The 22762-nt window shown below is 68.1% G+C and carries 20 protein-coding genes and 2 tRNA genes; 7 read left to right on the top strand and 15 right to left on the bottom strand.

Going from position 1 to position 22762, the window contains the following annotated elements:
* Positions 1-28 precede the first annotated feature (28 nt).
* Positions 29-2071, top strand: a complete 2043-nt coding sequence (locus ACZ5BU_RS30135; RefSeq protein ID WP_465703815.1) for a beta-galactosidase — start codon at positions 29-31, stop codon at positions 2069-2071.
* Here ACZ5BU_RS30135 and ACZ5BU_RS30130 read toward each other — a convergent pair.
* Entirely contained in the window at positions 2065-2583 is a 519-nt protein-coding gene (locus tag ACZ5BU_RS30130; protein WP_465703814.1) for a COG4315 family predicted lipoprotein, read from the bottom strand. The genes ACZ5BU_RS30135 and ACZ5BU_RS30130 overlap by 7 nt on opposite strands.
* 88 nt (positions 2584-2671) lie before the next feature.
* Between ACZ5BU_RS30130 and ACZ5BU_RS30125 the strand changes: the two genes are divergently transcribed.
* Complete coding sequence (locus tag ACZ5BU_RS30125) at positions 2672-3172, top strand: sigma-70 family RNA polymerase sigma factor (protein ID WP_465703813.1); 501 nt, start codon at positions 2672-2674, stop codon at positions 3170-3172.
* Positions 3169-3777 carry an anti-sigma factor family protein gene (locus ACZ5BU_RS30120; RefSeq protein ID WP_465703812.1) on the top strand — a complete coding sequence of 203 codons (609 nt, stop codon included), beginning with the start codon at positions 3169-3171 and terminating at the stop codon, positions 3775-3777. Before ACZ5BU_RS30125 ends, ACZ5BU_RS30120 begins: the two co-directional genes overlap by 4 nt.
* On the opposite strand, the gene ACZ5BU_RS30115 is transcribed toward ACZ5BU_RS30120, so the two are convergent.
* The 4 genes from ACZ5BU_RS30115 to ACZ5BU_RS30100 all read right to left on the bottom strand — a co-directional run bounded on the left by ACZ5BU_RS30115 (position 3778) and on the right by ACZ5BU_RS30100 (position 7508).
* Entirely contained in the window at positions 3778-5031 is a 1254-nt protein-coding gene (locus ACZ5BU_RS30115; RefSeq protein ID WP_465703811.1) for a hypothetical protein, read from the bottom strand.
* A gap of 6 nt (positions 5032-5037) precedes the next feature.
* Complete coding sequence (locus ACZ5BU_RS30110) at positions 5038-6582, bottom strand: alkaline phosphatase D family protein (protein ID WP_465703810.1); 1545 nt, start codon at positions 6580-6582, stop codon at positions 5038-5040.
* Positions 6583-6708: 126 nt separating this feature from the next.
* The gene (locus ACZ5BU_RS30105) at positions 6709-7083 is read right to left on the bottom strand and encodes a DUF1304 family protein (RefSeq protein ID WP_465703809.1); all 375 of its coding nucleotides are present in this window, start codon (positions 7081-7083) and stop codon (positions 6709-6711) included.
* A complete protein-coding gene (locus ACZ5BU_RS30100; protein ID WP_465703808.1) occupies positions 7080-7508 on the bottom strand; it encodes a cupin domain-containing protein in 429 nt (142 codons plus the stop codon). Before ACZ5BU_RS30100 ends, ACZ5BU_RS30105 begins: the two co-directional genes overlap by 4 nt.
* 123 nt (positions 7509-7631) lie before the next feature.
* Between ACZ5BU_RS30100 and ACZ5BU_RS30095 the strand changes: the two genes are divergently transcribed.
* Positions 7632-8651: a helix-turn-helix transcriptional regulator gene (locus ACZ5BU_RS30095; RefSeq protein WP_465703807.1), complete on the top strand. Its 1020-nt coding sequence runs from the start codon at positions 7632-7634 to the stop codon at positions 8649-8651.
* Here ACZ5BU_RS30095 and ACZ5BU_RS30090 read toward each other — a convergent pair.
* A complete protein-coding gene (locus ACZ5BU_RS30090; protein ID WP_465703806.1) occupies positions 8638-9537 on the bottom strand; it encodes an AraC family transcriptional regulator in 900 nt (299 codons plus the stop codon). The genes ACZ5BU_RS30095 and ACZ5BU_RS30090 overlap by 14 nt on opposite strands.
* A 122-nt stretch (positions 9538-9659) precedes the next feature.
* Between ACZ5BU_RS30090 and ACZ5BU_RS30085 the strand changes: the two genes are divergently transcribed.
* On the top strand, positions 9660-10511 hold the full coding sequence (locus ACZ5BU_RS30085) for an SDR family oxidoreductase (RefSeq protein WP_465703805.1): 852 nt from the start codon (positions 9660-9662) through the stop codon (positions 10509-10511).
* Positions 10512-10575: 64 nt separating this feature from the next.
* Here ACZ5BU_RS30085 and clpX read toward each other — a convergent pair whose 3' ends face one another.
* The 5 genes from clpX to ACZ5BU_RS30060 form a co-directional block, all read right to left on the bottom strand.
* Entirely contained in the window at positions 10576-11868 is a 1293-nt protein-coding gene (gene clpX, locus ACZ5BU_RS30080; protein ID WP_465703804.1) for an ATP-dependent Clp protease ATP-binding subunit ClpX, read from the bottom strand.
* 157 nt (positions 11869-12025) lie between these two features.
* Positions 12026-12637 (bottom strand): ATP-dependent Clp protease proteolytic subunit, encoded by a 612-nt coding sequence (locus tag ACZ5BU_RS30075; protein ID WP_131290278.1) that lies wholly within the window; start codon positions 12635-12637, stop codon positions 12026-12028.
* 30 nt (positions 12638-12667) lie between these two features.
* Positions 12668-13291, bottom strand: coding sequence for a ClpP family protease (locus ACZ5BU_RS30070; RefSeq protein WP_465703803.1), 624 nt, complete (start codon positions 13289-13291; stop codon positions 12668-12670).
* 369 nt (positions 13292-13660) lie between these two features.
* Positions 13661-15061 carry a trigger factor gene (gene tig, locus ACZ5BU_RS30065; protein WP_465703802.1) on the bottom strand — a complete coding sequence of 467 codons (1401 nt, stop codon included), beginning with the start codon at positions 15059-15061 and terminating at the stop codon, positions 13661-13663.
* 76 nt (positions 15062-15137) lie between these two features.
* A tRNA-Pro gene (locus ACZ5BU_RS30060) sits at positions 15138-15210 on the bottom strand.
* 110 nt (positions 15211-15320) lie between these two features.
* Between ACZ5BU_RS30060 and ACZ5BU_RS30055 the strand changes: the two genes are divergently transcribed.
* Positions 15321-15391 (top strand) — tRNA-Gly (locus ACZ5BU_RS30055).
* A gap of 277 nt (positions 15392-15668) precedes the next feature.
* On the opposite strand, the gene ACZ5BU_RS30050 is transcribed toward ACZ5BU_RS30055, so the two are convergent.
* The 4 genes from ACZ5BU_RS30050 to ACZ5BU_RS30035 all read right to left on the bottom strand — a co-directional run bounded on the left by ACZ5BU_RS30050 (position 15669) and on the right by ACZ5BU_RS30035 (position 21118).
* Complete coding sequence (locus ACZ5BU_RS30050; protein ID WP_465703801.1) at positions 15669-17201, bottom strand: nitric oxide synthase oxygenase; 1533 nt, start codon at positions 17199-17201, stop codon at positions 15669-15671.
* Between the two features lie 27 nt (positions 17202-17228).
* Positions 17229-17858: a DivIVA domain-containing protein gene (locus ACZ5BU_RS30045; RefSeq protein WP_465703800.1), complete on the bottom strand. Its 630-nt coding sequence runs from the start codon at positions 17856-17858 to the stop codon at positions 17229-17231.
* Entirely contained in the window at positions 17855-19021 is a 1167-nt protein-coding gene (locus tag ACZ5BU_RS30040; protein ID WP_465703799.1) for a globin domain-containing protein, read from the bottom strand. Before ACZ5BU_RS30040 ends, ACZ5BU_RS30045 begins: the two co-directional genes overlap by 4 nt.
* 270 nt (positions 19022-19291) lie before the next feature.
* Positions 19292-21118: a hypothetical protein gene (locus ACZ5BU_RS30035; RefSeq protein WP_465703798.1), complete on the bottom strand. Its 1827-nt coding sequence runs from the start codon at positions 21116-21118 to the stop codon at positions 19292-19294.
* A gap of 233 nt (positions 21119-21351) precedes the next feature.
* Here ACZ5BU_RS30035 and ACZ5BU_RS30030 point away from each other — a divergent pair, with 233 nt between their 5' ends.
* Entirely contained in the window at positions 21352-22572 is a 1221-nt protein-coding gene (locus ACZ5BU_RS30030) for an MFS transporter (RefSeq protein ID WP_465703797.1), read from the top strand.
* Positions 22573-22762: the final 190 nt, after the last annotated feature.

The following is a 22762-nucleotide window of genomic DNA, read 5'->3' as shown; positions in this document are numbered from 1 at the left end:
TCCAACCAACCCTCATTGGAGAAATACGGTGCACGAGCGTGTGCTTTTCGGAGCTGCGTACTACCACGAATACCAACCGAACGATCGGCTCGAGCAGGATCTCGACCTGATGGCCGCCGCCCACTTCTCGGTGATCCGGGTGGGCGAGTCGGTCTGGTCGACCTGGGAGCCGGAGAACGGGCGATTCGACCTGGAGTGGTTGCAACCGGTCCTCGACGGCGCCCATGCGCGCGGCATCGCCGTACTGCTGGGAACGCCGACGTACGCCGTGCCGCCGTGGCTGGCCCGGCTCTACCCCGAGATCACCGGCGAACGGAAGACCGGGCAGCGGATCGGCTGGGGCGCACGGCAGGAGGTCGACTTCACCCACCCAGGCTTCAGGTTCCATGCCGAGCGGGTGATCCGCCGGATTGCGGAGCGGTACGCCGGCCACCCCGCGGTGATCGGCTTCCAGGTGGACAACGAACCCGGCAACGAGCTGCTGCACAACCACGGCGTCTTCCAGCGCTTCGTCGACAGCCTGCGGCACAAGTACGGCGACGTGCAGACGCTGAACGACGCCTGGGGTCTGGTCTACTGGTCGCACCGGCTCTCGGACTGGGCCGATCTGTGGACGCCGGACGGCAACGTCCAGCCGCAGTACGACGTGGCGTGGCGTCAGTTCCAGGCGGACCAGACGACCGAGTTCATCGGCTGGCAGGCCGACATCGTCCGCGAGTACGCGCGCCCGGACCAGTTCGTCACCACCTGCATCGCGTACGAGCGCCCTGCGGTCGCGGACGACGAGCTGGTACGACGCCTCGACGTGACCTCCGGCAATGCGTACTACGCCATGCAGGACGGACTGGAGTACCCGCAGACCGAGGCGGACCCACAGGGTTGGACGACCAGCGGTACGTGGGCGTTGTACCTCAGTGCCGACCGCATGTACTCGTCGAAGCAGAGCCCGTTCCTCGTCACCGAGACCAACGCGCAGTCGATCGGCGCTCCGTGGAGCAACCATCCGGCGTACGACGGTCAGTGGCGGCAGGCGGCCTGGGCCTTGGTGTCGCGCGGTGCCACGATGATCGAGTACTGGCACTGGCACACGCTGCATTTCGGTGCGGAGACCTACTGGGGCGGAGTCCTCCCCCACAGCGGACTGCCGGGGCGCACGTACGAGGAGATCGCGCAGCTCGGCGCGGAGTTCGAGGCCGCCGGCTCGCTGGTGGCCGGCCTCACCCCGGACAGCGATGTGACGATGCTCTACTCGACGCCCAGCAAGTGGCTGATGCAGAAGTACCCGGCTCTCGCGCGGGCGGACGGCGGTCCGGACGAGCGCTCGTACCAGGGGTTCTTCGATCCCTTCTACCGTGGGGCTTTCGACGCCGGTCTGCAGGTCCGCATCCTGCACGCGAGCCAGTTCACCGGCTCTGTGGCCGACCACCCGGTTCTCGTCGTACCGGCGCTGTATCTGGCCGACCAGGAGCTGCTGGACCAGCTGGTCGGGTACGCCGAGGCCGGCGGGCACCTCGTTGTCGGACCGCGGACCGGGTACGCCGACCAGGAGGCGCGCGCACGCACAGACGTCCAGCCGGGCGGGCTCTCCGCCGCGGCAGGAGTCCGGTACGACGAGTTCAGCAACGTCGGCCTGGACCTACCGGTACGCGGCGTCGGCCTGGAACTCGCCGCCGACGCCGCCGCCACCCGCTGGGTGGACGGGTTGGTCGTCGACGGCGCCGACGTACTCGTGGGCTACGACCACCCGCATTTCGGGAGGTGGCCGGCGGTCACGACGCGGGCACACGGCTCGGGCCGGATCACGTACGTCGGCACCGTGCCGAACCCGGCGCTGGCGGCAGCGCTGTTCCGGTGGATCAAGCCGGCGCCGTGGAGCGAGCTGCCGGCGAGCGTGACCGTCAGCTCCGCGACCGCTGCGGACGGCCGGCGGATCCGGTTCGTCCACAACTGGTCGTGGGACAGTGTCGGCGTGAACCTGCCGGGTGCCGTCCACGACGTGCTCGCCGATCAGCCGGTCACCGGCAAGCTGGAGCTGGGCCCGTGGGACGTCCGCGTACTGCTGGATCAGTAGCCGTTGCCGTAACCGCCGCCGGACGACGTTGACGGGGCTGTTGACGGGGCTGTCGACTGCGCGGCCGACGTGGTGGCGGCGTGCCAGGTGAAGCTGGTGCCGGCGAAGTTGTCGGTGACGTTGTTGCCCTTCGCCTGGCCGTTGTTGTCGAGTTTGAAGGTGTAGAGCGGCTTGCCCTGGAAGGTGAGCTGCTCCGCGCCGGTATCGGAGCGTTTCGTCGTGCCGAGTCCGCTGACCGCCTTCGCGTCGGCGGCGGTCCCGGTCGCGGGTACCCAGATGTTCAGGCAGCCGGACATGCACTTGAGCATGCCGCCGGAATCCTGGTCAGTGAAGTACAGCGTCTTCCCGGAGGCGTCGACGAGTGCCTGACCGACACCGTTGACGTCCTTCACCGAGACTGCCGCGGCGGCACCACCGCCGGCGGGTGTGGAGCTGCCGTTGCTGCCGCCGCACGCGGCCAGCGTGCCTACCGCAGCTACGGTTGCTCCTAGCAACAAGATCGTGGTTTTCATCGGGATCTCCTTTCGTCCGCTGATACGTGGGAACCAGCCGGCCGGTTCAGATTGAACCGTTCGCGGCCGGGCGACGTACTTGTCAGGTGTGGATGACGACACGGTGATCCGCGCGCTGTACGACCGGTACCGGCGGCCGCTGTTCGGGTACGTACTGCGCTCGGTGGGCGACCGGCAGTACGCCGAGGACATCGTCCAGGAGACGATGGCGCGCGCGTGGGCGCATGCCGGCGAGCTGGATCCGGACCGGGCCGGGCGCTGGCTGTTCACGGTCGCGCGCAACCTCGTCATCTCCGGCCGCCGCAAGCAGGGCGCCCGGGTGACCGAGGTACCGATCGAGGGCCGCGAGTTCGCGGCGCTCGGTGACGACATCGACCGGGTGCTGCAGGTCTGGCAGGTGATCGACGTACTGCGGGGACTGAGCAAGGACCACCGGCAGGTGATCGTCGAACTGTTCTACCGGCGGCGCACCGTGAACGAGGCCGCCGTCGTCCTCGGCGTACCAGCGGGAACGGTGAAGTCGCGCAGCTACTACGCGCTGCACGCCCTCCGTGCAGCGCTCGAGGAACGAGGAGTGACAGGCCCATGACGTGCCAGGAGACGACGTCGATCGGCGCCTACGTGCTCGGTGCGCTGGAAGCGTCGGAACGGCACGAGGTCGAGGAGCACCTGACGACCTGTACGGCGTGCCGCGAGACGCTGCTGCAGTTCGCGCACCTGCCCGGTCTGCTGCACGCAGTACCGGTGGAAGACATCGAGATCGAGCAGCCGGAGCCTGCGCCGCTTCAACTCGCGAAGAAGAAGCGGCCGCGCAAGCGTTGGGTTCTTACCGCCGCATCGGCCGCAACGATCACGGGTGTCGTCAGCTGGGCTCTTGTGACCGCACCGGCCTCGGCTACCTGGACGGCGACGGACGGAGTCGGCGGGATCGACACCACGGCCAGGCTGGTCAGCCGCGGCTGGGGCACGGACATCCAGCTCCGGATGAGCGATCTGAAGCCGTACGAGCACTGCATGCTCGTAGTACACGGCCGCGACGGCACCACGCAGACAGCCGGCTGGTGGGCCGCCAACGGCAGCTACCAGGCCCAGGTCCCAGCCAGTACGTCGATACCACTCAAGGACATCGACCACCTCGAAGTGGTCGACGTCAGGGACACCGTACTCAGCACGGTGTCCCCGACGACCCACTGATTACCAGCTGTTGTTGGAGATTCCTGTGCCGAGGATGACCTGGTCGTAGGTGTTGCCGTCGTTGTCGTCGGTGTAGGCGACGGCGACTTCGGCGTACGGCGAGACTGCTACCGCCATCTGCTCCTGACGGCCCGTGGTGACCGAGCTGAGCTTCTGGGAGGACAGGCGGCCGGTGTCGGTACCGTCCGTACCGAAGCCGCGGACCCACACGTCAGGGTCGGCGCCTTGAACGGTCCAGCCGACCACGGACTGCGCCTGGTCGTCGATGCCGATCGATGGCGCAGTACCGCCCGTGGCGACCTCGGTGTCGGCGTAGCGCGCAGTACCGGTTGACGTGAACGAACGCGTCCAGACACCCGCGGTACCGGTGTGGTCGGACTCCCAGGCGACCGCGAAGTCGCCGTTGAAGTTCGCGGCCACAGAGGCGTGCCGCTGTTGACCACCACCCGAAGCGTTAGCAGAGCGGCGTGACAGCGTCGCGGCGCCGTTCGTACGGCCCAGGCGAATCAGGCCGATCTGGTAATACCCGTTGCCGTCGGCATCGTCGTCCCACACGACTACAGCATCACCCGACGCCGAGACAGCCACATCCGGGTTGTGGTGCTGGCCGGTGGTCGCAGACGCGGACACCTCCCAGGCGCGTGTGGTCGGTCCAGTGAACCCAGCAGCCTTCACCGTGGCCTGTGCGCCGGTCTGGATGTCCTCCCACGCGACCGTGAACGCAACAGCACCACCAGCAGGTGCACCATCCGGATCTACAGCGACACGGGGATTGATCTGTTGACCAGTGGAACTGCTGTTGGCGTCACCGGATGCTGTGACGGTGCCTGCGGTGTTCACGACGCGGTACGGGATGTTGTAGAACCCGTTGCCGTCCGGGTCGTCCTGCCAGACCACGACGGCGTTGCCCTTGTCGTCCAGGCCCACGTCCGGGTGCAGGTGCCGCCAGTTCGTCACGCCGCTGTCCCCGCCCGCGGATAGCTTCGTCTCGTACACAGCGGTGCCGTTGAGGAACAGCCGCAGGTAGATCTCGCTGTGGACGTTGTCGGTCGCGTTGTCGGTGTCGCGGTCGTCCTCCCAGACCACGGCGACGTACCCATTACGGTTGGTCGCCACGGACGCGTTGTCCTGGTCGCCGGTGGACACGCTGTTGGCCGTCGTCCAGGTCGGCGTGGCGATGAATGCCTGAGCAGTGGTCGAGGTGCAGATCAGCGCGGCGGCTGCAAATGCGGCGACAGCAAGAGTCTTCTTCATGAGGAGTCACACCGCCTGCAGGCCGGGACGGCCGTCTTCGATGACGAACGACTTCACGGTCGTGGCCGCGACGCCGTGCTCGGTCACCTTCGCGACCGCGCGGAAGTCCGCCTGCAGCTGGGTCGGGCTGATCGTGGTCCGTACGTAGCCGCGACGGTCGTTGTAGAACTTCAGCCACGGGTTGGTGCCGACATCGGGGATCGTCGTGGACCCGTCGCCGTCACCACCCGACGTCACCGAACTGCTGACCAGCTCGCTGCCGATGGTCGCCGAGCTCGCGTTGTTGTAGTCGGCCTTCAGATCGCTGGCCCACGCGCGGTGCACGTCACCGGTCAGTACGACGGGGTTGCGCGTACCGCGGTCGACCCAGCCCTGCTGGATCCGCGCACGGGAGGCGCGGTACCCGTCCCAGGCGTCCATGCTCGCGCCGGTCGAGTTGAACCGCCGGGCGAAGAACACCTGCTGGCCGATGATGTCCCAGGTCGCCAGGTGCTGGTTGAAACCGTCGAGCAGCCAGGTCTCCTGCGTGTTGCCGGGCAGGCTGCGGGATGCCAGATCGGCGTCCGAGCAGATCTTCCAGCCGTCGCCACAGGCCTGGTCGTCGCGGTACTGCCGGGTGTCGAGCATGTGGAAAACGGCCAGACTCCCCCACCGCAACCGACGGTAGAGCGGGATGCTGTTGCCGTTGTTCGCCTGCGCGGGCCGCAGCGGCATGTTCTCGTAGTACGCCTGGTACGCCGCGGTACGGCGGGCAGTCCACTGTGCCGTCGTGAGACTGGGTGTGCTGTCCGCCCTGACCATGTTGGCGTAGTTGTTCTCCACCTCGTGGTCGTCCGGTACGACGAGCCACGGCGCCGCGGCGTGCGCGGCCTGCAGGTCCGGGTCGGTCTTGTGCTGTGCGTAGCGGCGCCGGTAGTCCGCGAGCGTGACGCATTCGGTGGTCCCGGCGTACAGGCGAGGCCGGCCGCTGGTGCCGCCGTACTCGTAGATGTAGTCGCCGACGTGCAGGATCAGGCCCGGGTTCTCCTCGGCCATCCGCCGGTAGACGGTGAAGTACCCCTCTTCGTAGTGCGAGCAGGAGGTGAAGGCCATCAGCAGGTCACGGCCGTTCGTGCCGATCGCCGGTGCGGTCCGGGTCCGGCCGACGGGCGAGATGAAGCCCTGGGCGCGGAAGCGGTAGAAGTAGTCGGAGTCGGGATTCAGCCCGCCCGCGACGGCATGTACCGAGTGGGCTGCGGCGTACGACGCGGTGACCGTACCGGAGGCGACCAGCGTGCTGAAGGTGTCGGTGGTCGACACCTGCCAGTCGACGGGTACGTCGGTGGTGGCCATCCCGCCCTGGCCGTCGGCGTTGAGCGGGCTCGGGGCCAGGCGGGTCCACAGTACGACGCTGTTCGCGTCCGGCTCACCGGAGGCGATGCCGAGCTGGAACGGGTACGGGACGGCGGCGGTAGCGGTGATCACCGAGGACTGGGCGGCTGCCGGGAGGGCGCCGGCACCTGCCGCGGCGAGTCCGCCGAGAACGAGGGTCCTGCGACTGATTGGGCTCATGAGCCTCACCTTCACGGGTACTCAGGGCGGTAGGCGCCCGATGCGGTCGAACGATCGGTGACCATTCGGGAACCTTGAGTGTGTGTGGTGCTCTGTGCCCATGATTGCGCAGAATTGGTAAATTTCCTACAGCAGGACGAGCAGCAACAGAACCGCGGTCGGCACCCCCTGGAGCAGCGTGTTCAGCCAGAGTCGCCGCTCCGTCGCGAGCAGCACCAGCGCCAGGAACACGTGCTGCCCGGCCGTGAACGCGACCAGCGCCTCCCCCTGCGGAACGTGCCCCGACCGCGCGAGCACGACGCCGAGGGCCAGCGCGACCGCGGTGGTGAAGTTGTAGAACCCGAGGTTCACGATCCACAGCCGGACCGCGTCGAAGTCCCCGCGCTCGAGCAGGAACAGCGGGTAGAGCCGCGGGTGGCGGTAGAAGAACGACTCCATCATCCAGACCCAGGCCAGCAGCACCGCGAACACGATCGCCAGGATCTGCGCCGCCGTACTCATGCGAGCTGCACCCCGTGGCGTGCGGAGACCTTCCCCAAGGCCACGTAGTCGGCGGGATCGGCTTCGGCCAGGTCGGCGAAGAACGCTCCCATCCTTCCGGTCTGGCTGATGGCCAGGAACTTGGCCGACGGCGTGAGCACCGAGAAGGTGTTCAGCGTCCCGGCCGGGATGCTGATCGAGGCACACGGGCCGAGGTCATAGCCCTGATCCTCCACGTGGACGAGGATCCGGCCCTGGAGGACGTAGAACGCCTTGCTCCACGACTCCCGGTGCGGTGGTGCCGCGTCGGCGCGCGGCGCGTCGATCTCGAACACCTCGTACTGCCCACCGGTGTGCTCGGTCCCGATCTTGACGGTCACGGTCGCGTCCGGGGCGGCGTACTCGACGCCGGTGCCCGCGCTGCTGAGATGCACTGATTCGCTCATGGCAGCGAAGGTAGGAAGCCTTGGACCGCACGACCATCCCGTACAGCAGGGCTCGTGACGCCGGCCGGAATCCCCACATTTCCGGGATAGGCGGCACCGGTACGGCGGCCGCATACTGAGCGCATGTGGGAGGGCCGGGCGCGGGCCGCGCGCCGGGACATCGCGGCACTGGCGACCTCGGGGCTGGGCGTCGCCGAACTGCACGCGGCCGCGATCGAGGTGGTCGAGCAGGTCGTCGGCAGCGAGCTGACCTGCTGGGCCGGTATGGATCCCGGCACGTTGGTGATCAGCTCGATGACCAGCGGTGCGGCCCGCATCCCCGCGGAGTACGAGCCACGGCTGGCGGAGACGGAGTACGCCGGAACCGTGCCGAACTCGTTCGCCGAGCTGGCCCGGACCTCGCACCAGGTCGCGCGGCTGTCGGACCTGCCGTACCGCGAGGTGGTCGGGCACCGCCGGCTGCACGAGGTGTGGCGGCCGCTCGGGATCGAGCACGAGGTACGGACCACGTTCGTCGTCGACGGCGACTGCTGGGGTGCGGCGGGGTTCGTCCGCAGCGGGCCGGACTTCAGCGATCGGGAGGTCGAGTTCCTCGGGTCGGTGGCGCCGGTGATCGGCGCCGCGACGCGGGTCGCCGTACGGACCGGCGCGCACGGGTATCGCGGCGGCGCCGGGCCGTCGATCGTCGTCACCGGGCCGGCCGGCGAACCACGGGCGATCACCGCGGCCGCGAGCAGCTGGCAGGACGAGCTGGGTCAGCGGTTCGAAGTACTGCTCAAGGCTGTGGTCACCGGAACGCGGGCCGCGTCGTCCGGGACGTTCCAGGCGCGGGTGCAGACCGCGTCCGGCGGGTGGGTCGTGCTGCAGGGCAGCCGGTTGATCGGGGACATCGACGACGAGGTCGTGGTGACGATCGAACCGGCCTCCGGGCGCCACCTGCTCGGGATGCTGCTCGCGGCGTACGGGCTGACCACGCGGGAGCGGGAGATCTGCCTGGAGATCATCGCCGGGCATACGACGAGCGCGATCGCCGACCGGTTGTCGATCTCGCCGCACACGATCCAGGACCACCTGAAGTCCGCGTTCGCGAAGGTCGGCGTCCGCAGCCGTGGCGAGCTGGTCGCGACGCTCAGGCCGGAGTGAGCTGCTTGCGGTACGTTCCGGGCGGCACGCCGAAGTCGCGCTTGAACGCCTTCGCGAACGCGAACTCCGACGTGTAGCCGATCTCCTTCGCCACCGTGGCGAGCGGGCGGTCGTGATCGCGGAGCATCCGCGCCGCGGTCGTCATCCGCCAGCGGGACAGGTACGTCAGCGGGGGCTCGCCCACCGCCTCGGTGAACCGGCGCGCGAACGCGGCCCGCGACAACCCGACGTCCGACGCCAGGTCCGCGACCGTCCACGCGGCACCGGGCTTCTCGTGGATCAGCTCCAAAGCCTGCACGACGGACGGATCGGTCAACGCGCGCGACCAGCCGGGATCGGCCGGGCACTCGTTGTTCTCGATCCAGGCCCGCAGGATCAGCACCAGCAACGCGTCCACCAGCGGCGGTACGACGGCCGCGGCACCGGGCCGCTGCGCGTCGAGCTCCTCGCCCAGGATGCTGATTGCCGTATGCAACGATCTGTGCTTCCCGGGATCCGCCGGTACGACGACCACGTCCGGCAGCCGGCTCAGCACCGGGTGCGGCCGCTCGCGGTCGAGAAGGTACGTCCCGCACAGCAGCAACGCGCGGGCGCCCTGGCCCTGGACCGGTTCCTCGATCGCCGGGTCGAAGTCGACGAGCGGCGAGTCCGGGTGGTCGGCGAGCGCATGGTCGGTCCCGCGCGGCAGTAGCACCGCGTCGCCCGGACCGAGCTGGATCGGATCGCCGTCCGGCGGCAGCAACCACACCGTGCCCTGCAGGACCAGGTGGAAGGTCGCGCCGCTCGAGTGCGCGAATCGCAGGCCCCATGGGCCGCGGACATCGGTCCGCCCCGAGGCGGCCGGACCGGTCCGGATCGCGTCGACGACATCGGCAAGTACATCCATACCTGGCATCATACGCGCGCCGATCAAGACGATCGGACATAAACCAGCGCCTTGCGGACATAGATCCGCTCGCAATGGCCGCCTACTGTGGGTGACAGACATCAACGAACAAGGAGCAATCGATGAGTATCGTCGTCACCGCGGCCACCGGCCACCTGGGCACTCTCGTCGTCGACGAGCTGCTGCAGCGGGTCCCCGCGGACCAGGTCGTCGCGGTCGCGCGGAACGCCGAGAAGGCCGCCCCGCTCGCGGACCGCGGCGTCGAGGTACGGATCGCCGACCACAACGACCCCGACACACTGGCGAAGGCCTTCGGGGCGGGTGACACCGTCCTGCTGATCTCGGGCCCCGACTCGAACCGCCCCCCGCAGCACCGCGCGGTGATCACCGCGGCTCGCGACGCAGGGGCCGCGCGGATCGCGTACACGAGCATTCTCGGCGGGCCGGCGGCCGACTTCGACCTGGCCGCCGACCACATCGCCACCGAGCAGATGATCATCGACTCGGGGCTTCCGTACACGTTCCTGCGCAACGGCTGGTACAGCGAGGTCTACACCGACCAGATCCCCGTACAGCTGGCGAACGGCGTCGTCGGCAGCGCGGGCGACGGGCGGATCGCGTCGGCCCCGCGCCGGGACTACGCCGCGGCCGCGGCCGTCGTACTGACCGGTGACGGCCACGAGAACAAGGCGTACGAGCTCAACGGCGACACCGCCTTCTCGCTGGCCGAGTACGCCGCCGAGCTGTCCAGGCAGTCCGGCGAGAACGTTGCCTACCACAACGTTACGCCCGCGGAGCACCACCAGATCCTCGCCGGCGCAGGGATCCCGGAGCCGTTCGTGCCGATCCTCGTCGGCGTCGACAACGCCATCGAGCGCGGTCTGCTGGCCGGGCGGGGCACCGACCTCACCGACCTGATCGGCCGCCCCACCACCCCGATCGCCGACACGATCGCGACCGCCCTCAAGGGGTAGCACGAGAAGGAGGCCGGGTCCGCCGTATGGCGGACCCGGCCTCCTCTGCTTGTTCCAGGAGCTGTCAGGCGCTCTTGTCGCGACGCTTGGTGCGCTCGATCTGGTCGCGCGGGATCAGCGTCGGGTTGACGTTCTCCAGGACGACCTTGCCGGTGACAACGACCTTCGCGACGTCCTCACGGCTGGGCACCTCGTACATCACGTTGAGGAGCACCTCCTCCATGATCGCCCGCAGCCCACGGGCACCGGTGCCGCGCAGCAGGGCCTGGTCGGCGATCGCCTCGACCGCGTCGTCGCTGAACTCCAGCTCGACGTTGTCGATCTCGAACAGCCGCCGGTACTGCTTGACGAGCGCGTTCTTCGGCTCCGAGAGGATCTTGATCAGCGCCTCGCGGTCCAGCGGCGACACCGTCGTGATCACCGGCAGCCGGCCGATGAACTCCGGGATCAGCCCGAACTTGAGCAGGTCCTCCGGCATGACGTCGGCGTACCCACCGAGCTCCTTCGGCTTCTCCGGCTCACGCGAGGTGTTGAAGCCGAGCGTCTTCTTGCCGACCCGCTGCTCGACCATGTGGTCCAGGCCCGCGAACGCGCCGCCGACGATGAACAGCACGTTGGTCGTGTCGATCTGGATGAACTCCTGGTGCGGGTGCTTGCGGCCGCCCTGCGGTGGCACACTCGCCGTCGTCCCCTCGAGGATCTTCAGCAGCGCCTGCTGCACACCCTCGCCGGAGACGTCCCGGGTGATCGACGGGTTCTCGCTCTTGCGGGCGATCTTGTCGACCTCGTCGATGTAGATGATCCCGGTCTCGGCCTTCTTGACGTCGTAGTCGGCCGCCTGGATCAGCTTCAGCAGGATGTTCTCGACGTCCTCACCGACGTACCCGGCCTCGGTCAGCGCGGTCGCGTCCGCGATCGCGAACGGGACGTTCAGCATCCGGGCCAGGGTCTGCGCGAGGTACGTCTTGCCGCAGCCCGTCGGGCCGATCAGCAGGATGTTCGACTTGGCCAGCTCGACGGCCTCGTCCTTCGCGTGCCGGCCGGCGCTGGAGGCGCCCTGGCCGTCGCGGACCCGCTTGTAGTGGTTGTAGACCGCTACCGCGAGGGCCTTCTTGGCCACGTCCTGACCGACGACGTACGCGTTGAGGAAGTCGTAGATCTCCCGCGGCTTCGGGAGCTCGGTGAGACCGACCTCGGAGCCCTCGTTCAGCTCCTCCTCGATGATCTCGTTGCAGAGATCTATACATTCGTCGCAGATGTAGACGCCGGGACCGGCGATGAGCTTCTTGACCTGCTTCTGACTCTTGCCGCAGAACGAGCACTTGAGCAGGTCGCCGCCGTCACCAATGCGTGCCACCGGGACAGATCCCTTCTATGCGCAGTCGGACCGATTTCGACGGTACCCCGTCACGGGCTGAAAAACCGCGCTCGCCACCGGGTTGTGACTACGCCGGTGGCGAACGCGCCCAGCCCTTGACAGCCGGTCAGGGCTGCGGGACCGGTTTCGAACTCGTTCAGACGCCGGCCGGGACCGGGGTCTTGAGGGTCTGCAGGACGTCGTCGATCAGGCCGTACTCGATGGCCTGCTCGGCGGTCAGGAACTTGTCCCGCTCGATGTCCCGCGACACCTCTTCGTGCGACTTGCCGCTGGCGTCGGCGATCATCTTCTCCAGCAGCGCCCGCAGCCGGAGGATCTCGTTGGCCTGGATCTCGATGTCGCTCGACTGACCGTAGGTGCCCTCGGTGGCCGGCTGGTGGATGATGATCCGGCTGTTCGGCAGCGCCAGGCGCTTGCCCGGCGTACCAGCGGCGAGCAGCACGGCCGCGGCCGAGGCCGCCTGGCCGAGGCAGACCGTCTGCACGTCCGGCTTGATGTAGCGGACGGTGTCGTAGATCGCGGTCAGCGCGGTGAACGAGCCGCCCGGGGAGTTGATGTAGATGCTGATGTCACGGTCGGAGTCCATCGACTGCAGGCAGAGCAGCTGCGCCATCACGGCGTTCGCGATCTCGTCGGTGATCGGCGTACCGAGGAAGATGATCCGGTCCTCGAACAGCTTCGTGTACGGGTCGATCCGGCGCATGCCGTACGACGTGCGCTCCTCCCACTGCGGGATGAAGTAGTTCATTGGTGCGTCCTTAACTGACGGAGTGGGAGATCAGGAGTTCGGGCTGCCCTGGCTGAGCTGGGCGGCGCTGCTGACCACGTGGTCGATGAAGCCGTACTCCTTCGCCTGGTCGGCGGTGAACCAGCGGTCCCGGTCGGCGTCGTTCTCGACCTGCTCGAGCGGCTGGCCGGTGTGCTCGGAGATCAGCCGGAACAGCAGCGCCTTCAGGTGCAGCGACTGCTCGGCCTGGATCTTGATGTCCGAAGCCGTACCGCCCATGCCGCCGGACGGCTGGTGCATCATGATCCGCGCGTGCGGCAGCGCGTAGCGCTTGTTCTTCGCGCCGGCGCAGAGCAGGAACTGGCCCATCGAGGCGGCCAGGCCCATCCCGACGGTGGCGACGTCGTTGGAGATCCACTGCATGGTGTCGTAGATCGCCATGCCGGAGTCCACCGAGCCACCCGGCGAGTTGATGTACAGCCAGATGTCCGCGTTCGGATCCTGCGCGTTCAGCAGCAGCATCTGCGCACAGATCGCGTTCGCATTGTCGTCGCGAACCTCGGACCCCAGGAAGATGATCCGGTTTTTCCGCAACTCCCGGTAGATGTCGTCGTCTTGTGCGCCGGATCCGTTGCCGCCCGCAGCGGTGGGGCTGGCTGCAAATGTCTCGTTCACGAACCCGACACTACTGGTCCGTGGCGACAGACCTAAGGCTGGGCCGGAGGTGTTCGCTCACGGCGCACCGCTCGTCTGCTGTCAGCGAATCCGGGAAGAAATCACCAGCCGCAGAGTACGACGGAGCCGAACTCCTCGACGGCTGCCTCGTCAGGTACTTCCCGCGGGTCGGGGTCTTCGGCGTCCCGCCGTACCTCGGGCTCCTGCAGCAGCGCGGCCACGCCGGTCCCTCCCCTCGGAAATCGTTTCACCAGCCACGCTAGGCGTTCGAACCGACAGTTTCCTTGCGGCCGGTTCGCGATCGTCCGACGAGATGCGAACGGCCCGGGAGCCCCGCGCAGGGTTCCCGGGCCGTTTCGGCGGACTTGCTCAGGCCTTCGCGGGCTCCGGCTCCTCGGCAGCGTCCCCGGCGGCCTCAGTGGCCTCAGCGGCCTCCGGGTCGGCGTACGTGCCGTCCGGCTGCAGGGTCTTCAGCTCGACCGTGTTGCCGGAGGCGTCGGTGACCTTGGCGTTCTCCACCAGGTACGCCAGCGCCTTGCCGCGGACGACCTCGGACACCAGGCTCGGGACCAGGTTGTTCTCGACCGCGTGCTGGGCGAACTGGTCCGGGCTGACACCGGAACGCTGCGCGTGCCGGACGATGTGCTCGGTCAGCTCCTGGTCGTTGACGCTCAGCTCCTGCTGCTCGGCCACCAGGTCCAGCACGAACTGCGCCTTGATCGCGTCCTCGGAACGCTTCTTCAGGTCCTCGTCGAACTCTTCCTGGGTCTGCTCCTCACCCTCGAGGAACTGCTCCATGGTCATCCCCGAGTACCCGAGCTGCTGCTCCAGGTTCTCCTTGCGGGCGGCCAGCTCGTCGGTCAGCAGGCCCTCGGGAACCGGAACGTCGACCAGCGTCAGGATCTTCTCCAGCACCGCGTCCCGCGCCTCGCCCGCCTGCTCCAGCCGCTTGCCGCGCTCCAGCCGGGTCCGGACGTCGGCCTTCAGCTCCTCGGCGGTGTCGAACTCCGACGCGGTCTGCGCGAACTCGTCGTCGAACTCCGGGAGCTCCTGCTCCTTGACCGCGGTCACGGTCACCTCGACGTCGACGTCCTCACCCTTCAGCGCGCCGCCGACCAGCTGGGTGACGAACGTCTTCTTCTCGCCGGCGCTCAGGCCGGTGACAGCCTCGTCCAGGCCGTCCAGCAGCTGGCCGGAACCCACCTGGTACGACAGGCCGGTCGCCTGCGCCTCCTCGACCTGCTCGCCGTCCTTGCTGGCGGACAGGTCGATCGTGATGAAGTCCTTGTCCGCGGTGGCCCGCTCGACCGGGTTCAGCGAGCCGAACCGCTGGCGCAGCGACTCGATCTGCTCGTCGACCTCGTCGTCGGAGATCGCGATGTCCTCGACCGATGCCTCCAGGCCCTCCAGGTCCGGCAGCGTGATCTCCGGACGGACCTCGACCTCGGCGGAGAACTGCAGGCTCTCCTTGTCGTTGAACTCGGTCACGTCGACCTCGGGCCGGCCGATCGCCTTCACCTGGTTGTCGCTGACCGCCTGCGAGTACAGCTTCGGGAGCGCGTCGTTGATCGCCTCCTCCAGCACCGGGCCCCGGCCGACCCGCTGGTCGATCACCTGCGGCGGGATCTTGCCCTTGCGGAAGCCCGGCACCACGATCTGCTGGCCGATGCTCTTGTACGCCGCGTCGAGGCTCGGCTTGAGCTCCTCGAACGGCACCTCGACGATGAGCTTGACCTTGGTCGGGCTCAAGGACTCGACGGTGCTCTTCACGGTGGCGGTTCTCCTTGATTCGGTGACATGGTGCGACGCCGGCAGCCGACGCCACAGCCGGTCCTGCACGGGGTTGTCGGGGCGACAGGACTCGAACCTGCGGTCTCCTGCTCCCAAAGCAGGCGCGCTAGCCACTACGCTACGCCCCGCAGTGACCGCACGAGTCTAGTCGACCCGAACCAGTGCTCGCGCCACTGGGGCCACCCCACTACCGTTTTGAGTCCACGGGCCCAGATGTGGAATCATGTCCGAGCACCATGCGGGTGTAGCTCAATGGTAGAGCCCTAGTCTTCCAAACTAGCTACGCGAGTTCGATTCTCGTCACCCGCTCTCGGGCGAGGGCGAGCTGTGTCCGCAAACTGCGCGGACCTGCTCGCCCTCGTCGTTTTGTGCGTCGTCGCTCCGCTCGGCGCGAGCGGGGGCTCCGCCACCCGCACCCCCTGCGCCTTCGCTTCGCTCGGCTCCCGGGTCGAGTTCGCTGGTCAGCTGCGGGGCCTTCGCTTCGCTCGGCTCCTGGGTCGGGTTCGGCGTTCAGCTGCGGGGGCCTTCGCTTCGCTCGGCTGTTGGGGTCGGGTTCGGTGGTCGGCTGCGGGGGCCTTCGCTTTGCTCAGCGTTGGGGGAAGGCTGGGGGGTGGGCTTGGAGGGCTCTGGTGGTGGAGTCGGGGTCGGTGGTGAAGGTGGGGGTTTTGGTTTCGGTGTTGTAGTAGCGGTGGAAGACGGGGGTCTGGGAGGCGGACAGCGGGGGGACGATCCAGCTCCAGTCGGCGGGGCAAGTGCGGCCGGCTCGTTGTTCCTTCTCGACGTGGAGGAGGAAGCGGCGGGACTCCGTGTGGTGGTCGGTGACTGTTACGCCGTTCAGGTTGAAGGAGTGGAGGACGGCGCGGTTGATCTCGACCAGGGCCTGGTCGCGCCAGAGGGTGGTCTCGTGTGAGGTGTCGAGACCCATCCGCTCCGCGACCTCGGGCACCAGGTCGTACCGGTCGTGGTCGGCCAGGTTGCGTGCGCCGATCTCGGTACCCATGTACCACCCGTTGAACGGCGCCGCGGGATACGAGACACCGCCGATCACCAACCGGTTGTTGCTGATCACCGGAACCGCGTGCCACCGCAGGTCCAGGTCCGCGAACCACGGCAGGTCCGGGTGCTGCAGCTCGACCTCATGAACCGCCTGCCGGGGCAGCTGGAACATCCGCGGCCCCTCCTCGACGGTCTCCACGACCAGTGGCAGTACGTCGAACGCCCCGCGTTGTTCCGGTGGCCGCCAGCCCCACTGGATCAGCTTGCTGGTGAACTCGCAGTACCGCGGATCCCCGAGCGGCCGCCCGCCCGGCCGGTCGTAGCCGGCGTACCGGATCAGCTGCTCGTTCCAGATCCGCGGCCCCGGCCGCGACGGGGTGTCCGGAGCGAACACCGTGATGATCGGCCGGATCTTCCCACCGTTGTGCGCCGCAATCAGATGCTCGAAGCAGTGCGCGGCGACACCACCTGCATCGGACACCCCACGGAGGTCACGCACCTGCAGACTCTGCCAGTACAGCCTGCCGATGCACCGCTTGTTGTTGCGCCACGCGACGCGTGCACCGAACGCGAGCTCCTCCGGGGTGTGCCAGTACGTCCCGGTCGCGTCGATCTCGCGCATCACCGCGGCCAGCCGCGGCCCCAGCCGTCCGGCGTGCGGGTTCTCGTCGTGGAACAGCTCCAGGAACTCCTTCGCCGCGGCCCGGACCATCCCGGTGTCGACGCGCGGGGGCACCGGTTCCGCGTCGGGCCGGTTCCCCGGCCGCCGCGGCGCTGTCATCACCCGGGGCGGACGCCGGACCGCGGTACGGCGACTCGGCCGGGGCGAGCCACGGCGTCCGCTGAGGTGGAACAACTGCTCGCCCGCCCGGACCGCGACCAGGCGATGTGCACAGATTCCCGCGGCGACGACGAGCATCGCGAGGCCGAGGGTGATCGGTACGGCGGCCGGGACACCACCAGGTACGTTCCGGCCGAAGCCGAGCATCCCGACCGCGGCGCCGGGCAGGGTCAGTCCGAGGACCGCGAACGGCACGGCCGGCGTGCGCCGGGCCGTGGATCGACTGGACCTCGAGGTGGGCAGGTCGGTGTGAACAGGGCAGCGCCCTTCGCTGTACGACATGACGTCACTCCGTACCGCTCGTACCGCTCACGCCGGGCCCGGTGACTCCGGACCCCGCTCGTTCCGGAGCCGGAGCTGCCAGTCGCTCATGTCGTCGAACCAGGCGTCCTTGTGGTGACGTCCTTGCTCACCGGGCGTCGTCTCGTTCCCGAGCCGGTCGATCTCGGAGCCGAACGAGTCCACGATCGACTGCATCCGCAGCTGCGCGGACTGCGCGTACGAACGGACCTGCTGCCCGGCGGTGTCCATCGCCTCCTCGACGATCCGGCGCTCGTGCGCCCGCGCCTGGCCGATCCGCTCGCGGGCGTCCCGGCTGACGTCCTGGACCATCTCCTCGGCCACCAACTGCGCCTCACTGAACAGCTGGACGATCTGGTCGTTCACCCGATCGCCGGCCTGCTCGTACTCGTCCACCTCCGCCTGCACCCGCTGCAGCTCCGCCTGGGTACGCCGCAGCTCGCCCTGGAGGCGCTCGTTCTCGGCGCGGCTCGTACTGAGGTCACGCGCGGAGTCCTGCACCTGGTCGGCCAGTACGTCGAGGTAGGCGAACACCTCGTTCGGGTCGAGGCCGCGCATCCGGCGCCGGAACATCTCGCTGCGGATCTGGTCGGGTGTCTGGTGGTGCCGGGAGCCGTGGCGGCGGCTGGTGTTGGTCACTTCGTGTCTCCTGACCTGGTGAAGGCTGGGTGGGCCGGGTCGACGGTGTGGACGGTGTGGTCGGTGTGGTCGTCCGCAGCCGCGTAGTAGAAGTTCTCGTACTTGATGTGCTCGGTAGGCAGGCCGGCGGCGGCCAGGCGCTCCAGGGTGTGCGCGACCATCTGCGGGCCGCCGCACACCATCGCCGTGCGTCCGGACAGGTCCTGCCGGGCCGCGACCGTGCCGACCTTGCCGCGCGTCCCGGGGTAAGAGCCGTCAGCCGACACAACCTCGATGTAGTCGAACCAGGGCCGCGTCTGCGCGAGCTCCCGCAGCCGGGGGCGCTCGTAGAGGTGCCAGGGCATCCGTACGCCGTGCAGGAGCTGGACCTGCGGTGCTGTACGGGTCCGTGCCCACTCGTTGTCGATCTGCTCGAGTACGGCGAGCAGCGGGGCCAGACCGGTACCGCCCGCGACCATCAGCAGGTCCCGCGGGTCGCCCTGCCGCCGGGTCAGCCGGTCGCCGACCGGAGCCCCGAGCTTGACCTCGTCGCCGGGCTTGAGGTTCCGCACCACGCTCGGGCTCACCTGGCCACCGTCGATCTGCTGTACGTGCAGGTCGATCGTGCCGTCGGCGCGCGGTGCGTTGGCCGGGCTGAAGTACCGCCACAGCCGTGGCCGTTGCGGGACCTCCACCGAGACCGACTGGCCGGGCAGGAACTGGAACGCTCGGCGCGGCTGAACCGTCAACAGCGTCAGGTCCATGGTCCGCCGCTCGACCGACACGACGTCCGCGTCCCACCAGTCCGGGGTGGTCTCCGAGGAGTTCTCCGCGGCCTCGACCATCATCCGCGCGATCACCTGGTACGCGGCCGTCCACTCGGCGGCCAGCTGCTCGTCCCACTCGGGCCCGAGAAAGTGTTTCAGGGTCGCGCAGAGCGAGGCGCCGACCGCGTTGTAGTGCTCGGCGACGACGGCGTACTTGCGGTGGTCACGGCCGAGGTGCTGGAGGAAGGCCGCGTCGTTCTGGATCTGGTCGGCATGGCTGACGATCCGGCCGAGTGCGCTGACGAACTTGTCCCGCTGGTTCGACATCGACAGCGGGAACATTGACCGCACCCCGGGATTGGACACGAAGATGTGGGAGTAGAAGTACAGCGGTACCTGTTCTCCGTGCTTCGTCACCCGATCCCAGCTGCGCTGTAGGGCGTAGGCGTCCATCGGGGTTCGCTATCCGGCTCGCCGCGGCGGCTCCTCGGTCGAAAAGCACGGCCCTCCAGCGGGCACCACGAACTGCTGGTCGTCGCCGTTCCCGGCCGACGGATACTGCATTGACAAGGGTTCCCTCCCAGTTCAGTCCCCGAGTCTTTGTTCAGTACTCCGTGTGTCTTCCCCCCGTCCTGCCGTAACCAAACCGCGATCGGGACCGACACGTACCGAAATTCTCTGGCGGACCTAGGAAGCACGTAGAAAGGCGATGCCGTCAATCGTTGCCGGGGCGGTCGTGGTGGAGACGATCTTGAGCGCTCCGGTGCGGAACACCGTCGTGGGGAGGTACGTGACGACGCGGCTGGTGGTCGACGCTGACAGCGAGACTGTGCCGATCTTGATGTTCGCGTGGTAGATGTCGACGCGACCCTGGCCGGGACCGTGGATCGCTACGAGCGCGATGCGCAGCCCGGCCTCGGTTGCCTTCGTGAGGTAGGCGCCGTTGGCCTTCAGGATCGTCGTGGTGCCTTGGAAGGCCAGCGTGCTCGTGCTGCGGATTACCGTGCCGGCTGAGGTCAAGGCACGGTCGTCCTCGGGCGCTACCGAGCAGATGGGTGCTGACCACGCCGACAGGTTCCCGAGGTAGTCACGGGCCCTGACCATGAAGCACTCGTCCCAGCCCAGCCTTGGAGCCCAGGTGATCGACGTGATGCGCGTGTTCTGCCAAGCGGCCGGGTAGGCCCACTTCCCGAGCGCGGCTCCCGGTGCGGCCGTCTTGTAGACCACGTCGTACGAGGCGATGTCGGTGTCGTCCTTGTACGCCCACCGCACCGTGGCGGTACCGCTCAGCTGGACCCGTTCGCCGATGCGCCACGTGACCAGCGCAGGCGCCGTACCGTCGACCTCACTGCAGTACGACGTACTCCAGGCGCTCAGGTTGCCCGCGTAGTCCCGCGCACGGACCTGCCAGCAGGTGTCGGTGCCGATCGCAGCGCTCATGCTCGCACCGGTCGTCGTGAGGCCCTGCCACGCAGCGGGCTGGACCCAGGCGCCGTACGGCGAGCTGCGGTTGACCCGTTGCTGGTAGCGCAGGTCGTAGCTCTTCACACCGGTCGCCGGTGAGTTCGGGTCTTGCGGGTCCTCGTACGCCCACTCGAACGACAAGCTGGTGTTGTCGCGTACACGGTCACCGGCGGACGCTTTGGTCAGTACCGGCGCCACCGTGTCCGGATGCGGCTGCGGGTCCGGGGTGAGCCAGCTGAGCGTGGCGACGCGCACTGCGTTCGACGGGTCGGCGTAGACGAGCTTGGCCAGCCCGGAGCCGTCTGCACGGAAGCTGGGAGCTGTCGTGCGCACGGGTCCGTAGCTGTGCTGTCCCAGCGCCGGGTCGTTCAGGTCGGTCACCACCACGTTCGACCCGGACGTCTGTACGGCGAACCCGTTGCCGAGCTGGGCGTCTGCCGACACGGTGAGGTTCCGCGGTGGCTGTGGGCCGTTGACGTCCACGACCTGGTTGCAGCCGCTCAGCACCGCCCAACGCCCGTTTACCGCGCCCGCACCGACGCTGCATGCGCTGGCGACCAGTACGGTCTTCACAACACCCGTGGTCAGGTTCTTGCCGTCCAGGTGACCTGGCTCGGTCACCTTCCACAGCGTGTTGCCGGACAGCGCGAACGGTGGCGCCACATCCGCCAGCTTGGTCTTGCCGGCCACGTCGTACACCTCAGCCGTTGAGGAGCTCGGTGCACGATGCGAAACGAGCAGCCCGCCCTTGCCGAGCACTACGTCGTCCGTCGCAGGAAACGTGAGCCCGCCGACCCGTGCAGTACTCCCGTCGAACGTCAGCAGCGTAGAGCCCTCCACCTGCAGCGCCTTCCCGCTGCTGGTGCCTCCCGACGCGGTCCAGGTCGTCCCGTTGTTGCTGGTCTCGTAGACCGTGTGAGACGTCGGATCCGACACCACCACACGCCCACCCGACACCGCGACGTCCGCTGCAGCATGCCCCGGAACCACCACACCGGCCTCGGCAGGGTCAGCAGCCCTCGCCTGCACCGCGCCAAACCACAGCAGCACGGCAGCACCCGCAGCGACTGCTCTGACACCTAACACGAGGGACCCCCCAGCACTCCTAGGCGTTCGAAAGGCTAACCAGTAACCGCCGGCAACGGAAGCACCCTGCCAAAACCAGGTAACACACCGTAACCCTTCAAAGGCGACGCGTCCTGTGTTTCGCGTGGAGTGAACTACCTCTGCTCAGGGCGAACAGCCGTGGTCGCCCGACTCTGCTGGGTGACAGGTTCGTTGGCATGGCATGGGTCGTGAGGGGTGAGTTCCGGAAGCTGTGGATCGGGCAGTTGGTGTCCGCGTCGGGTAGTGCGGTCACCACGGTCGCCCTGCCGCTGGTAGCCGTCGTGACGCTGCATGCGTCCGCCCTGGAGATGGGGGCGTTGTCGGCGTTGTCCATTGCCCCGCATCTGGTGTTCGGGCTCCTGGCAGGTGTCTGGGTCGACAGGTTGTCCCTGCGCCGCCTACTGATCTGGACGGACGTCGGCCGGCTCGTGCTGCTTGGCTCTGTGCCCGCAGCGGCGGCCCTGGGCTGGCTACGGATCGAGCAGCTGTACGTCGTCGCAGTACTGACCGGAGTACTGACTCTGCTCTTCGACACCGCCTCGCAGACGATCATCCCGGCACTTGTACCGCGTGCGGACTTGATGCGCGCCAACAGCGCGGCCCTGCTCAACCTGAACCTCGCCTCGACGCTCGGCCCGTCCGCGGCCGGCCTCCTGGTACAGGTACTCACGGCTCCGTTCGCGATCCTTGTCGACGCAGCGTCGTACGTCGTGTCCACGGTGACGGCGTACCTCATCCGCGAGCCCGCCAGAACGCCGGCACCGCCGCGGGCCGAAGTACGGCTGACGGCAGGGCTACGGGTCCTGTTCGGCGACCGGATACTCAGGCCGCTCGTCACTTCGGCGGGAATTGCGGCCATGGCCGGAGCGATGCAGGGACCGCTCGTCGTGCTGTTCCTCATCCGCGAACTGCACAGGTCGCCCGCGTTCGTAGGACTGAGCCTCACCACGTTCGGAGCCGCCGCAGTAACAGGAACCTTTGTCGCCGGCCCCTGGTGCACAAGGGTCGGTATCGGTCGCTGCTATCTGTCCGGGACGTTCCTCGCGTCGCTGAACGGCGTCGCTCTGTTCACCGGACTGACACCGGTCATACTTCTCGGGCAGGTCTTCGCAGGACTCGGCATGTCGCTGTTCGGCGTCCCGCAACGCACTCTGCGGCAGGCGATGGCACCACCGCACCTCGTGGGTCAGGTCAGCGCCTCCTGGCGCACCCTGGTGATCGGCGGTCAGACCGTCGGCGCGGCCGGCTCCGGCGTGCTCGCGACCGCGCTCGGCATCCGCCCCACTCTGCTGCTCGTCACCGCCGGCATGCTGGCGGGGCTGCTGGTCGCGGCCGTCTCGCCGCTCCGCGAACTACGCGACCTGCCGGAAGTCGCGCGATCGATCACACGGGACTGATTGCGATGCGTGATAGGTCCGGTGGCCTCCGCCGCGTGGAGCCGGAAGGGCCTATTGCGATTCATTCACCGGGAATGGAATTGGCAGGACAAGCGCTTACCTACTGGGCGATACTGGAAAGTGCGCCGTTTTCAGGTCGCCGAAACCCAATCAAACCGAAGTAGATGGGAAGTGCGCCCGTCCAGATGCC

It is taken from the genome of Kribbella sp. NPDC031520, from assembly GCF_055580825.1.
Note: the sequence above shows the minus strand (reverse complement) of the source record. Positions and strands in the feature narration are given on the sequence as shown.

Bases quoted from the DNA above. Each gene is read 5' to 3' on its own strand.
- ACZ5BU_RS30130 (WP_465703814.1), bottom strand. From the start codon at position 2,583: ATGAAAACCACGATCTTGTTGCTAGGAGCAACCGTAGCTGCGGTAGGC.
- ACZ5BU_RS30120 (WP_465703812.1), top strand. From the start codon at position 3,169: ATGACGTGCCAGGAGACGACGTCGATCGGCGCCTACGTGCTCGGTGCG.
- ACZ5BU_RS30115 (WP_465703811.1), bottom strand. From the start codon at position 5,031: ATGAAGAAGACTCTTGCTGTCGCCGCATTTGCAGCCGCCGCGCTGATC.
- ACZ5BU_RS30110 (WP_465703810.1), bottom strand. From the start codon at position 6,582: ATGAGCCCAATCAGTCGCAGGACCCTCGTTCTCGGCGGACTCGCCGCG.
- ACZ5BU_RS30105 (WP_465703809.1), bottom strand. From the start codon at position 7,083: ATGAGTACGGCGGCGCAGATCCTGGCGATCGTGTTCGCGGTGCTGCTG.
- ACZ5BU_RS30100 (WP_465703808.1), bottom strand. From the start codon at position 7,508: ATGAGCGAATCAGTGCATCTCAGCAGCGCGGGCACCGGCGTCGAGTAC.
- ACZ5BU_RS30095 (WP_465703807.1), top strand. From the start codon at position 7,632: ATGTGGGAGGGCCGGGCGCGGGCCGCGCGCCGGGACATCGCGGCACTG.
- ACZ5BU_RS30090 (WP_465703806.1), bottom strand. From the start codon at position 9,537: ATGGATGTACTTGCCGATGTCGTCGACGCGATCCGGACCGGTCCGGCC.
- ACZ5BU_RS30085 (WP_465703805.1), top strand. From the start codon at position 9,660: ATGAGTATCGTCGTCACCGCGGCCACCGGCCACCTGGGCACTCTCGTC.
- ACZ5BU_RS30075 (WP_131290278.1), bottom strand. From the start codon at position 12,637: ATGAACTACTTCATCCCGCAGTGGGAGGAGCGCACGTCGTACGGCATG.
- ACZ5BU_RS30050 (WP_465703801.1), bottom strand. From the start codon at position 17,201: ATGTCGTACAGCGAAGGGCGCTGCCCTGTTCACACCGACCTGCCCACC.
- ACZ5BU_RS30030 (WP_465703797.1), top strand. From the start codon at position 21,352: ATGGCATGGGTCGTGAGGGGTGAGTTCCGGAAGCTGTGGATCGGGCAG.